Annotated in this window: 15 protein-coding genes; 12 read left to right on the top strand and 3 right to left on the bottom strand. The window is 70.1% G+C overall.

Annotation, left to right across the window (positions count from 1 at the left end):
- Positions 1–26: 26 nt before the first annotated feature.
- A complete protein-coding gene (locus Q0A34_RS00900; protein WP_291477541.1) occupies positions 27–332 on the bottom strand; it encodes a hypothetical protein in 306 nt (101 codons plus the stop codon).
- Between the two features lie 729 nt (positions 333–1,061).
- Between Q0A34_RS00900 and rplN the strand changes: the two genes are divergently transcribed.
- The 5 genes from rplN to Q0A34_RS00875 all read left to right on the top strand — a co-directional run bounded on the left by rplN (position 1,062) and on the right by Q0A34_RS00875 (position 4,224).
- Entirely contained in the window at positions 1,062–1,436 is a 375-nt protein-coding gene (rplN, locus tag Q0A34_RS00895; RefSeq protein ID WP_291477539.1) for a 50S ribosomal protein L14, read from the top strand.
- A 3-nt stretch (positions 1,437–1,439) separates the two neighbouring features.
- Positions 1,440–1,754 (top strand): 50S ribosomal protein L24, encoded by a 315-nt coding sequence (gene rplX / locus Q0A34_RS00890; protein WP_291477537.1) that lies wholly within the window; start codon positions 1,440–1,442, stop codon positions 1,752–1,754.
- Complete coding sequence (rplE, locus tag Q0A34_RS00885; RefSeq protein WP_291477535.1) at positions 1,754–2,326, top strand: 50S ribosomal protein L5; 573 nt, start codon at positions 1,754–1,756, stop codon at positions 2,324–2,326. The genes rplX and rplE overlap by 1 nt, the downstream gene beginning before the upstream one ends.
- Before the next feature lie 119 nt (positions 2,327–2,445).
- Positions 2,446–3,687, top strand: coding sequence for a molybdopterin molybdotransferase MoeA (locus Q0A34_RS00880; protein WP_291477533.1), 1,242 nt, complete (start codon positions 2,446–2,448; stop codon positions 3,685–3,687).
- A gap of 24 nt (positions 3,688–3,711) precedes the next feature.
- Positions 3,712–4,224 carry an HPP family protein gene (locus Q0A34_RS00875; RefSeq protein WP_291477531.1) on the top strand — a complete coding sequence of 171 codons (513 nt, stop codon included), beginning with the start codon at positions 3,712–3,714 and terminating at the stop codon, positions 4,222–4,224.
- A gap of 21 nt (positions 4,225–4,245) precedes the next feature.
- Here Q0A34_RS00875 and moaA read toward each other — a convergent pair whose 3' ends face one another.
- Entirely contained in the window at positions 4,246–5,274 is a 1,029-nt protein-coding gene (gene moaA, locus Q0A34_RS00870) for a GTP 3',8-cyclase MoaA (RefSeq protein ID WP_291477551.1), read from the bottom strand.
- A gap of 191 nt (positions 5,275–5,465) precedes the next feature.
- On the opposite strand from moaA, the gene modA reads away from it, so the two are divergent.
- Positions 5,466–6,317 (top strand): molybdate ABC transporter substrate-binding protein, encoded by an 852-nt coding sequence (gene modA / locus Q0A34_RS00865; RefSeq protein WP_291477530.1) that lies wholly within the window; start codon positions 5,466–5,468, stop codon positions 6,315–6,317.
- Positions 6,298–7,149, top strand: coding sequence for an ABC transporter permease subunit (locus Q0A34_RS00860; protein ID WP_291477528.1), 852 nt, complete (start codon positions 6,298–6,300; stop codon positions 7,147–7,149). Before modA ends, Q0A34_RS00860 begins: the two co-directional genes overlap by 20 nt.
- An 18-nt stretch (positions 7,150–7,167) precedes the next feature.
- Here Q0A34_RS00860 and Q0A34_RS00855 read toward each other — a convergent pair whose 3' ends face one another.
- Positions 7,168–7,437, bottom strand: coding sequence for a MoaD/ThiS family protein (locus tag Q0A34_RS00855; protein WP_291477527.1), 270 nt, complete (start codon positions 7,435–7,437; stop codon positions 7,168–7,170).
- A gap of 44 nt (positions 7,438–7,481) precedes the next feature.
- On the opposite strand from Q0A34_RS00855, the gene moaC reads away from it, so the two are divergent.
- From moaC to Q0A34_RS00830, 5 genes are read left to right on the top strand one after another with little or no spacing between them, the layout of a single operon-like run.
- On the top strand, positions 7,482–7,985 hold the full coding sequence (gene moaC, locus Q0A34_RS00850) for a cyclic pyranopterin monophosphate synthase MoaC (RefSeq protein ID WP_291477525.1): 504 nt from the start codon (positions 7,482–7,484) through the stop codon (positions 7,983–7,985).
- The gene (locus tag Q0A34_RS00845) at positions 7,982–8,470 is read left to right on the top strand and encodes a molybdopterin-binding protein (protein WP_291477523.1); all 489 of its coding nucleotides are present in this window, start codon (positions 7,982–7,984) and stop codon (positions 8,468–8,470) included. The genes moaC and Q0A34_RS00845 overlap by 4 nt, the downstream gene beginning before the upstream one ends.
- Positions 8,463–8,975: a molybdenum cofactor biosynthesis protein MoaE gene (locus Q0A34_RS00840; RefSeq protein WP_291477521.1), complete on the top strand. Its 513-nt coding sequence runs from the start codon at positions 8,463–8,465 to the stop codon at positions 8,973–8,975. The genes Q0A34_RS00845 and Q0A34_RS00840 overlap by 8 nt, the downstream gene beginning before the upstream one ends.
- A complete protein-coding gene (locus Q0A34_RS00835) occupies positions 8,972–10,051 on the top strand; it encodes a ThiF family adenylyltransferase (protein ID WP_291477520.1) in 1,080 nt (359 codons plus the stop codon). Before Q0A34_RS00840 ends, Q0A34_RS00835 begins: the two co-directional genes overlap by 4 nt.
- Positions 10,033–10,686, top strand: a complete 654-nt coding sequence (locus Q0A34_RS00830) for a pyridoxamine 5'-phosphate oxidase family protein (protein WP_291477518.1) — start codon at positions 10,033–10,035, stop codon at positions 10,684–10,686. Before Q0A34_RS00835 ends, Q0A34_RS00830 begins: the two co-directional genes overlap by 19 nt.
- Positions 10,687–10,932: the final 246 nt, after the last annotated feature.

The raw sequence follows: 10,932 nt of genomic DNA, 5'->3' as shown, positions 1-10,932 counted from the left end.
GCGGGGCCGCGCGGGGCGGCGGGCTGTCAGAAGGGCAGCGCGGGGATCTTGCCGGCGATGTCGTCGACCATGTCCTGGAAGTCGTTCACGGCGTCGTTGATGTTCGGCAGGATGCTGATCGAACCGGCGACGGCATCGCCGAAGTCGTTGATGATTCCGAGGGTCTCGGTGGAACCCTCGATGCTTCCGAGGAGTTCGGAGGAGGAGTTGGTCTCCTCAGTGCCGGTGCCGGTGCCGGTGTCGGTGTCTTCAGCGGCGGCGGCGATGCCGGTGCCGGCGATGGTGACGGTGGCGGCGGTGGCCGCGGCGAGCAGGCTCTTCTTGATGGTCATGTGTGTCTACCTCACTGAACTTGTGCGGCCGCCCGGGGAGGGGGATCTCCGGGCGGAGGCGGGGGTCCCGCCGTTCGTCGAAGAAGTTACCAGCGGCCGTCGGGGATGTCGTGGGGTAAATCACGTTCAGCAGGTTCGCGGACGGGGCGTCGGACTTGCGAGAGGCTTACCTGACCTCGCCGGCGTCATCCGGCGGAAGTCCGTTGTTCATCTCCCGGTCACCTCTGCGGCGGCGCCGATGGTTCTGTCAGTGCCCCTACTTCTGGTGGCATTGCGGGTATCGTGCCAGCTAGAGGTGGGTATGCCCCCGTGGGTACTCCGGGGCGGCGTCGGGGCGGTCGGCCGTCTGCCGTCGCACGGCAACCCGGAACGCACCCTACGGGGTATGTGTGTAACCATCCCGGAACGCCCGTTACTGTGATCTCGACCACATACCGCCATTCGGGGGTGGGGAAGCCTTGCCTCGGTTGATGCGCGGCAGAAGCGTGGCAGACTTCCCGTGCCCGTACAGCGGGAGCCGTTGCGGCCCCGGGTTTGTTCCCCGCCACCTGCCGGTGGCATACTTGGGCGGTTGCCTGTGGTCCGCAGGTTCCCTCGTCGTGTCACGGCCCCGTGCCGGGAGCGCGTCGGGGAGCAGCCTGAGGCGGCCACGGTAGAGGCACGGACCGCGCGCGTGAGGGTCGGTAATCCCACGCGCACAGAACTACTAGGTCTACAAGGAGACTAGAAGTGATTCAGCAGGAATCGCGTCTGAAGGTCGCCGATAACACCGGAGCCCGGGAAATCCTGGTCATCCGCGTGCTCGGCGGCTCCACCCGACGCTCCGGCGGCATCGGCGACATCGTCGTCGCCACCGTCAAGGAAGCAGCCCCCGGCGGAAACGTGAAGGCCGGCGACATCGTCAAGGCCGTCATCGTGCGCACCAAGAAGGAGACCCGTCGTCCGGACGGCTCCTACATCAAGTTCGACGAGAACGCAGCCGTCTTGATCAAGGGTGTCGACAACTCTGATCCCCGCGGCACCCGTATCTTCGGGCCGGTCGCCCGCGAGCTGCGTGACAAGCGCTTCATGCGCATCGTTTCTCTCGCTCCGGAGGTGCTGTAACCCATGAAGATCCGTAAGGGCGATACCGTCCTGGTTATCTCGGGCCCGGACAAGGGTGCCAAGGGCCGGGTCATCGAGGCCTTCCCGAAGCGCGACAAGGTTCTTGTCGAGGGCGTCAACCGCATCAAGAAGCACGTCGTCAACTCCGCACCCGAGCGCGGTGCCGAGTCTGAGGGCATCGTCACCCAGGAAGCCCCCATCCACGTGTCCAACGTGATGGTTCTCGACGCTGACGGCGAGCCCACCCGCGTCGGCTACCGCTTCGATGAGGACGGCAAGAAGATCCGCATCTCCCGCCGCACCGGGAAGGACATCTGATGAGCGACAACTACACCCCCCGTCTGAAGACCCGCTACCGCGGTGAGATCCGGGAGAACCTGAACAAAGAGTTCAACTTCGACAACGTCATGCAGATCCCCGGCGTGACCAAGGTCGTCGTGAACATGGGTGTCGGCGAGGCAGCCCGCGACTCCAAGCTGATCAACGGTGCCATCAAGGACCTCACCCTGATCACCGGCCAGAAGCCGCAGATCCGCCAGGCCAAGAAGGCGATCTCGAACTTCAAGCTGCGTGAGGGCATGCCCATCGGCGCCCGCGTCACCCTGCGTGGCGACCGCATGTGGGAGTTCCTCGACCGCCTGCTGACCGTCGCCCTGCCCCGAATCCGCGACTTCCGCGGCCTCTCGGACCAGCAGTTCGACGGCAACGGCAACTACACCTTCGGTCTCAACGAGCAGTCCATGTTCTACGAGATCGACGTCGACTCCATCGACCGTCCCCGCGGCATGAACATCACCGTGGTGACCTCGGCCACCAACAACGAGGAAGGCCGCGCGCTGCTGCGCGAGCTGGGCTTCCCGTTCAAGGCCGGCCAGAACGCCGAGAAGTAGCCTTCCGGCCGCGTCGGGCAACCCTCGACGCCCCTGACGCCGTCCCGACCCGCTGACCACAGCGGGACGGGACGGCGTCTTCTGTTGCGCGCCCGCGCCCCACCGGTAACCTCGTCACGGTGAACCAGCACCACGACCACGCGCGCAGCCCCGAACAGCACGTCGCCGACATCAGGTCGCTGGTCGACGACCGTGAGGTGGTCGACACGGCACCGGCACAGGCGCTGGGGCGCAGACTCGCCGCGGACGTGGCGGCGGCCGAGGACTCCCCGGCCTTCGACAACTCGCAGATGGACGGCTACGCCCTGGCGGCCGGCCATCTCGGCGGCGGCACTTTCCCCGTGGACAGGACAGTCCCGGCCGGCGTCGACCCCCGCGACATCCTCACCGGCACACCCGGTGCCGACGGAGCCGTCGGCACAGCCGTCGTGCCGGTGATGACCGGAGCGCGCCTGCCGACCGGGACCGAGGCGGTCGTCCCCGTCGAAGCATGCGACCCGCCGGACTTCGGGGCCGCACAAGTGACCGTGCCCGCGGCACCGGCCGGGCAGTTCCTGCGCCTGCGCGGCACGGACATCCGGGCCGGCGACGTCCTGTTCCGGGCGGGGCACCGGGTGAACCCCAGGACAGTGGGGGTCGCCGCGGCCCAGGGCATCACCACACTCCCGGTGCGGCGGACCGCCCGGGTGGTGATCTGCACCGGGGGCGACGAGATCACCACCGGTGGGCAGGGGAGCGGGCCACTGCCGGGCGCCGCCACGATCCGCGACGCCAACGGGCCGATGCTGGAGGCCCTGAGCCGGGTCCACGGCATCGAGGTCGCAGGCACCGTCCGCACATCGGACAACCCGGTGGCGTTCCACGCCGCGTTGGACGACGCGGTGACCAAGGCCCGGCCCGACGCCGTCGTCACCAGCGGCGGGATCAGCCACGGCGCCTTCGAGGTAGTCCGCCAGACCCTGGAGCAGGAGCCGTCCAGCTGGTTCGGCCACGTCGCCCAGCAGCCGGGCGGGCCACAGGGACTCGCCCGGTTCCACGGGGTCCCCGTGATCTGTCTGCCCGGCAACCCGGTGTCCACCGCCGTGAGCTTCCGACTGTTCGTCGCCCCCGTCCTCGGCGAGGCGGCGGAACCGGAGACCGCGGAACTGGCGGCACCGGTACAGGGGCTGCCCTCGAAGGACCGGTTCCTGCGCGCCCTGGTGGACAACCGGGAGGCCCGCGCGGTGGCCACCCCGGTCGGCGGGGCCGGATCGCACCTGCTCGCCCAGTCCGTGGAGGCGTACGCGCTGATCCGGGTCCCCGCCGGCGCCGACCTCGGCCCCGGCGACGTCGTGGAGGTCCATCCACTGGACCGGGTGTGACGGCCCGCCCAGTACCCTGAGACCATGTCGACGCCGCCGCACCCGAACAACCCCTTCGCCGGTTTCTTCGCCAGACCCCAGCCGAAGTTCACCCCGGCGGCGCTGCTGGTCTCCGGGGCGGCCGTCACCACCGTCATCTGCCTGCTGGGACTCCTCACCGAGGTCCTGGGCCACCCACTGCTGATGGCTGGCTTCGCGGCGTCCTGCGTGCTGGTCTTCGTCCTGCCTGCGGCCCCGGTGTCCCAACCGATGAACGTGCTCGGCGGTCACCTCGCCGTCGCCGTGGTCGCGGTCGTCGCCGACTCCCTGCTGTCACCGTCCTGGTGGGCGATCGGGGCCGTCACCGGGGTAGCGGTGATGCTGATGTCCGGGCTGAGGATCCTGCACCCGCCGGCCGCGGTACTGCCGATCGTGATCATGACCTCCCACGAGAACTGGGACTTCGTCCTGACGCCGGTGATGGCCGGCGCACTGATCGTCACCCTGGCCGGAGTGGCGTACCGCGGAATCCTCCGCGGTCGGATCCGCTGGTTCTGAGAGGGGGCGGAGCGGTCGCGCTCAGCCGCCGATGGCGCTCATGGTGCGCTCCGGCTGCACGTACCCGGGGTCGTTGAGAGTCACCGTGTCGGAGCCGTAGGCCCGCGGCTTGCCCCACATGGCGGTGGCCCAGATACTGGCGATCTCGTCGTCGTCGGCACCCCTGCGCAGCAGACCCATCAGGTCGGTCTCCTCCCGCGAGAACAGGCAGCTGCGTACCCGGCCGTCAGCGGTGACGCGGGTGCGGGAGCACGCAGCGCAGAAGGACTCCGTCACCGAGGCGATGATCCCGACCTTCCCCAGGGCAGGGGCGTCGGGGGAGGCGCCCCGTCGGCGGACCTCCCACAACTGTGCCGGGGAGGAGCCGCGGGGTTCGGGATCCTCGGCGAGGTCGTAGACCGTCGACAGCCGGCGGCGGATCTCGGCGGCGGAGACCAGGTTCGTTCGGGCCCAGGAACGGTCGGCGTCCAGGGGCATTTGCTCGATGAAGCGCAGCTGGTAGCCGTGGTCCAGGCACCACCCGGTCAGGTCGACCACGCCCTCGTCGTTCACCCCCCGCATGGCCACGGCATTGACCTTCACCGGCTCCAGTCCGGCCGCCTTGGCAGCCTCCAGTCCTGCGAGGACGCGGGGGAGCCGGTCTCTTCTGGTCACCGCGGCGAACGTCTCCCGGTCCACGGTGTCCAGCGATACGTTCACCCGGGTCAGCCCGGCGTCCACGAGCTCGCCGATCCGTCCGTCCAGTCCGATGGCGTTGGTGGTGATCGAGACCGGCACGTCCGGGTGCCGCTGCCGCACGCCCCGCACGATGTCGGCGAGGTCCTGCCGGACCAGTGGTTCGCCGCCGGTGAACCGGATGTCCTTCACCCCGAGCAGACGCACGCCGATGTCCGCCAGTCGCACGGCCTCGTCCGCGGTGAGCAGGTTCTGTTTCGCCAGCCAGGGTAGGCCCTCGGCGGGCATGCAGTAGCTGCACCGCAGGTTGCACTTGTCGATCAGTGAGATGCGGAGGTCGTCGGCGGTGCGCCCCCACCGGTCGGTGAGACGCAGCGGCAGACGGTGACCGGACGGTAGCGGCGGTGCCGACGGTGCCGACGGTTCTTCGGTGGTGATGTGGCCTCCTTAGGGACGTGGGCGGACCCCTCTGGTCTACCGTGAAACCGGGTGCACCTGTCAATGACGGGCGCGCCGACGAGAGCAGACGAGAGCCGACGAGAACGGATCAGGGGCAGGGGAGAGCAATGGGAACGAGGTCCGACCGGAACCTCCGCAGCGTCCGGAGTGTCCGGAGTGTCCGTGCACCGGCTGCGGTGCTCACGGCGGCTGCTCTGCTCGCCGCCGGCTCCTGCGCCACCGCCGGCGACGGTGACAGTGACGACGGCGGAACCTCCGGCGCGTCGCCGGTGCGGGTCTACGCCGCAGCGTCGTTGAGCACCGTGGGCGACGAGCTCGCCGCCGCCTTCGCCGACGAGCACGGCGGCACCGACGTGGAGTACACCTTCGCCGGCTCCCCGGCACTGGTCCGGCAGATCGGACAGGGCGCGGACGCCGAGGTGTTCATCAGCGCCGACGGGGAGACCATGGACACCGCCCTCTCCCTCGCGCAGTTCCGTGGTGCCGAGCCCCGTGTCGTCGCCACCAACCGGCTCGTCCTGGCCACCGCCCCCGGCAACCCGCTGGGCATCACCTCACCGGAGGATCTCGGCACCCTCACCGACGGTCGTCTCGCCGTCTGTGCCGAGGGCGTCCCCTGCGGCACACTGGCGCACCGTTACCTCGGTGACCTGGACGTGCCGCCGGCCACCTGGACGGTGACCGAGGAAGCGAACGTCAGCGACGTGGCCACGAAGGTCGCCACCGGAGAGGTGGACGCAGGTTTCGTCTACACCACCGACGCACGAGTCCTGCAGGACAACGCCTCCGACGGCACGGTCCAGGTCATGGACCTCGGCGACCGGGTCGGGCTCAACACCTACCCGGCGGCGTTGACCGCTGAAGGGCAGGGCGACCCGGCGGCACGGGACTTCCTCGACTGGTTGACCACGGACACCGCCCGCGAGATCCTCGGGGACCATGGTTTCGGTACAGAGTAGGACACTGCGCCGCGCACGCGGCACCGTCCCCGTCCTCCTGGCGTTGATCGCCCTGGTGGCGGTACTCCTGCTGCTCGGCCCGCTGGTCGCACTGCTGCTGAACATCCCGTGGCACCGGGCCGTCGCGCTGGTCTCCGACCCGGCCACCGTGCAGTCGCTGACCCTGTCGCTGTCGACGGCGTTGGCGGCGACGGGCCTCTGCGTGGTCCTCGGGTTCCCGCTGGCCCTGTGGCTGGTCGGACTGAGCCGGCGCCACCCGGGGCGGGGCGACGCCGTGCAGGTGGTCGTCTTCGCCCCGCTGGTTCTCTCGCCGGTGGTCTCGGGGCTGGCGCTGGTGTTCTTCTGGGGCAGGCGAGGGATCGTGGGGCAGTGGCTCGACGGCCTCGGTGTGTCGGTGGCGTACACCTCACTGGCGGTGGTCGTGGTCCAGGTGTTCGTGTCTCTGCCGTTCTTCGTCGCCACCACGGCCACGGCGTTGCGGGGCATTCCGGAGGTGCTCACCGAGTCGGCGGCACTGGACGGGGCGTCGCGGTGGCAGACCGTCCGGCATATCCTCGTCCCCCTGGCCTGGCCGGGAATGGCGGTCGGCACGGTCCTGAGCTTCGCCCGTGCCCTGTCGGAGTACGGTGCCACGCTGACCTTCGCCGGCAATGTCGCGGGCAGGACCAGGACCATCCCGCTGCTCGTGGAACTCGGTCTCAGCGCCAACGACATGGACCGGGCGCTCGGAGCCTGTCTCACCCTCATCGGGGTCTACCTGGTCGTCGTCGGCGGAATTGCGCTGGTCCGTGCACGGTCCGGCCGGGACACGGCGAACCCCCGTCGACTCTGACCTGCGCGGCAGTCCCGGCTAGCCTCCGGCGAACGGCGGCAGGACGTCCACACGTCCCACCCCGTCCAACGGTGTCGACGCGGCGTCCTGCCTGGTGACCGTACGGCCGTCGACCAGGAAGCTGCACCGCTCGAAGATCCCGGCGAGACTCATCCCACCTGCGGTGGTCCCGGTGTGCCGTTCGCCCAGCTCGTCGAGCAGGTCACCCAGGGTGCCCGCCGCCGGGTGTTCCTCGCCCGCGACGCCGCGGGCGGCACGGGCGGCGGCGAAGTAACGGATCTCAACCATGCGACCCAGTGTAGACACGACGACGGCGGGTACCCTGGACTGCCATGGACGATCACCTCACCCACCTCACCCACGTCAGGGAGGACGGGTCGGCGCACATGGTCGACGTCACCGCCAAGGACGAGACCAGCCGTACCGCACTCGCCACCGGGCGGGTGCGAACCCGCGCCGAGGTCCTCGACATGATCTTCGACCCGGCGACGGACGGACTGCCCAAGGGGGACGCTCTCCCCGTCGCCCGCGTCGCGGGGATCATGGGGGCGAAGAAGACCCCGGAAATCATCCCGCTGTGCCACCCGCTGCCGCTGGGCCGGATCACCGTCGACTTCCGCCGGGAGGACGGTGAGGGGACCGGGGCCGTGCGTATCGATGCCTCAGTGAAGACACGGGGAGTCACCGGGGTGGAGATGGAGGCGCTCACCGCGGTGACCACCGCCGCGCTCACCGTGTACGACATGGTCAAGGCCGTCGACCGGCACGCCGTCATCGACGACGTGCGGGTCCTGGCGAAGTCCGGTGGAAAGTCCGGCGACTGGGACGTGCGGTGACCGGCACACACAGCGCACTGGTGGTCGTCGTCTCCACCCGCGCCGCCGCCGGCGACCACGTCGACCGTACCGGCCCCGTGCTGGTCGACTGGCTCCGTGGCCGGGGGCTGGCGGTGCCCGACGCCGAGGTCGTCGCCGACGCCGGAATCGCCGGGTACCTCGACACGGTGCTGGCGGAGCCGGTACGCCCCGACGTCGTCCTCACCACCGGAGGGACCGGAGTCAGCCCCACCGACCAGACCGTCGCCGCGCTACGCCCGCACCTGACCCACGAGCTGCCCGGCCTCGTCGACGCCGTCCGACGCCGGGGCGTCGAGGCAGGGGTGGCGTCGGCGCTGCTGTCCGGGGGAGTCGCCGGGGTCGCCGGGCGGACCTTCCTGATGACACTGCCGGGCTCCCGCGGAGGAGTGGCCGACGGCATCGCCGTGCTCGACGGGGTGCTGGACCACCTGTTGGACCAGCTCGACGGAGGTGACCATGACTGACGGCCCCGGAGTCTCCGACGTGCCCGACGTGTCAGACGGCACTGCCGGAACCGGCGACCCGGACCACGTCGCCGCCCAGACCGGGGTGGTCGTCCACACGGCGGTGACTGACGTGCCCCTGGAGGACCGTCGTGCCGAGGCCCGCCGCTGGACCGGCACAGACGCCACCGGTGCCGTCGTCACCTTCGAGGGCGTGGTCCGCGACCACGACGCAGGACACGGGGTCAGTGCGCTGACCTACACAGCCCATCCGACCGCGTCCGCCGTCCTCGCCCGAATCGCCGAAGACACCGTGTCGGAACACCCCGAGACCCGGCTCTGGGTCGAACACCGCACCGGAGAACTCACCGTCGGTGACCTGGCCTTCCTCGTCGTTGTCGCCGCAGCCCACCGTGGCCCGGCCTTCGCCGCGGTCGCCGCGGTCGCCGACGCCGTCAAGTCAGGTGTGCCGATCTGGAAGGAACAGCAACGCAGCGACGGCACGACGGACTGGGTGGGACTGTGAGTACCTTCCCCCCGCGTCAGTACGCCCGCTACCGGCGGCAAATCGCCCTGGACGGTTTCGGCGCCGCCGGGCAGCGTGCCCTGGGCAGGGCACACGTCACCGTCATCGGCGCCGGCGGGCTCGGCTCCCCGGCGCTGCTGTACCTCGCCGCCGCAGGCGTCGGCACCGTCACCGTCGTCGACGACGACCACGTCGAACTGTCCAACCTGCACCGTCAGGTCATCCACACCCACGCCGCGGTGGGCGGGGACAAGACGGGGTCGGCCCGTCGGGAGATGCTCGCCCGCAACCCGGAGATGACCGTCACCGTGCACCGCGGACGCCTCACCGCCGACAACGCCGTCACCCTGCTCGACGGCGCCGACGTCGTGCTCGACGGCACCGACAACGTCGTCGCCCGCTACGCCGCCTCCCACGGGTGCGCCGTACACGGTGTCCCGCACGTCTGGGCGTCGGTGCTGGGGTACGACGCACAGCTGTCCGTCTTCGGCATGCCCGGAGGGCCGGTCTACGAGGACGTGTTCCCCACACCGCCTCCCACCGGGAGCGTGCCGTCCTGCGCGGAGTCCGGCGTCCTCGGCCCCGTGACCGGCATCGTCGGGGCGGCGATGGCGATGGAGGCGGTGAAGATCCTCAGCGGTACCGGCACACCACTGAGCGGCCGGATCGGCTACTACCAGGGACTCACCGGAGACTGGGAGTACATCCCCGTCACCGCGGACCCGGCGGTGGCGGACCGGGTCCGGGAGGCCCCGACACCGGTGGCTGAGCCCACGCCTGCCCCGCACGACGAGGAGCCGCCCGTCACGGCACCTTCCCTCGACGGTGCCGTGCTGCTCGACGTGCGCGAACCGGCGGAGTTCGCCACCGTCCACATCCCGGGCGCCGTCAACGTCCCGCTCAGCGCGCTCGCCAACGGTGTGCCGGAGTCCGTACGCGCGCTGGCCGGTGACCCGTTGGTCGTCTACTGTGCGACAGGCGTCCGCTCCGCCCGTGCCGTCGAGCTGCTTGCCGCCGCCGGCGTGACGGCCACGAACTACCCTGGCGGCATCGACAGATGGCTGGAGACACAGTGAACACCCCGGAGAACCGTACGGAGAACTACCCGGACATCGCCTTCGACGACTTCGTCACCGCTCGCCAGGAGGCCCGCGGGGTCGGCAACCGGGTCGACACCACGGGGGCGTCCGGCGCGGAACTCGACCCGCGGGACATCAAGCTCATCCGCCAGGCACGGATGTTCATGATGGCCACCGTCACCGGCACAGGCTGGCCCTACGTCCAGCACAAGGGCGGGCCCGCCGGCTTCGTGACCGTGACCCCGACACCCGGGGGGTCGCGCCTGATGTTCCCGGACTTCGCCGGGAACAGACAGTTCGTCACCGCGGGGAACCTCGACAGGGACAGCCGTGTCTGCCTCTTCTTCGTCGACTTCCCGACCAGATCCAGGGTGAAGGTCTTCGGCCACGCCCGCACCGTGGAGGCCGACGACGACCCCGACCTGGTCGAGCAGGTACGGGACCTGGGGGAGCGTCGGATCACCTCGGTGATCGAGCGGGTCGTGATCGTGGACGTCACCGCCTCGGACGCGAACTGCTCCAAGCAGATCACCCCGCGTTGGACCCGTGAGGACATCGAGGAACGGCTGGACCTGTACCGGGCCGACATCGCGGCGCTGAAGGCCCGGATCGAGGAGCTCGAGGGCCGGTGACCTGTGGCCTGTGAACCAGGTGCCGACTACGGGCCCGGCGGAGGCTCGGTGGCTGCAGATCCCGGCACCTGACTCCCCGGCCCCCCGGACCACGACGTCGAAGGTACAGTGGCACAGCGACGGTGAAGGCGGCACGGGGGCCGCCCGTCGGCACAGGGGAGGGCGACAGTGGGGGAGTTCACGGACCGCGCCATCTGGTCCAGCGCACAGCTACGAAGTGATGGACACACCTACAGGGACATAGGA

The organism is Corynebacterium sp. (assembly GCF_022712195.1).
Classification (GTDB): Bacteria; Actinomycetota; Actinomycetes; order Mycobacteriales; family Mycobacteriaceae; genus Corynebacterium.
Note: the sequence above shows the minus strand (reverse complement) of the source record. Positions and strands in the feature narration are given on the sequence as shown.

Coding starts and splice junctions, on each gene's coding strand:
- Q0A34_RS00900 (WP_291477541.1), bottom strand. CDS start 332: ATGACCATCAAGAAGAGCCTGCTCGCCGCGGCCACCGCCGCCACCGTC.
- rplX (WP_291477537.1), top strand. CDS start 1,440: ATGAAGATCCGTAAGGGCGATACCGTCCTGGTTATCTCGGGCCCGGAC.
- rplE (WP_291477535.1), top strand. CDS start 1,754: ATGAGCGACAACTACACCCCCCGTCTGAAGACCCGCTACCGCGGTGAG.
- Q0A34_RS00875 (WP_291477531.1), top strand. CDS start 3,712: ATGTCGACGCCGCCGCACCCGAACAACCCCTTCGCCGGTTTCTTCGCC.
- modA (WP_291477530.1), top strand. CDS start 5,466: ATGGGAACGAGGTCCGACCGGAACCTCCGCAGCGTCCGGAGTGTCCGG.
- Q0A34_RS00860 (WP_291477528.1), top strand. CDS start 6,298: ATGGTTTCGGTACAGAGTAGGACACTGCGCCGCGCACGCGGCACCGTC.
- Q0A34_RS00855 (WP_291477527.1), bottom strand. CDS start 7,437: ATGGTTGAGATCCGTTACTTCGCCGCCGCCCGTGCCGCCCGCGGCGTC.
- moaC (WP_291477525.1), top strand. CDS start 7,482: ATGGACGATCACCTCACCCACCTCACCCACGTCAGGGAGGACGGGTCG.
- Q0A34_RS00840 (WP_291477521.1), top strand. CDS start 8,463: ATGACTGACGGCCCCGGAGTCTCCGACGTGCCCGACGTGTCAGACGGC.
- Q0A34_RS00830 (WP_291477518.1), top strand. CDS start 10,033: ATGGCTGGAGACACAGTGAACACCCCGGAGAACCGTACGGAGAACTAC.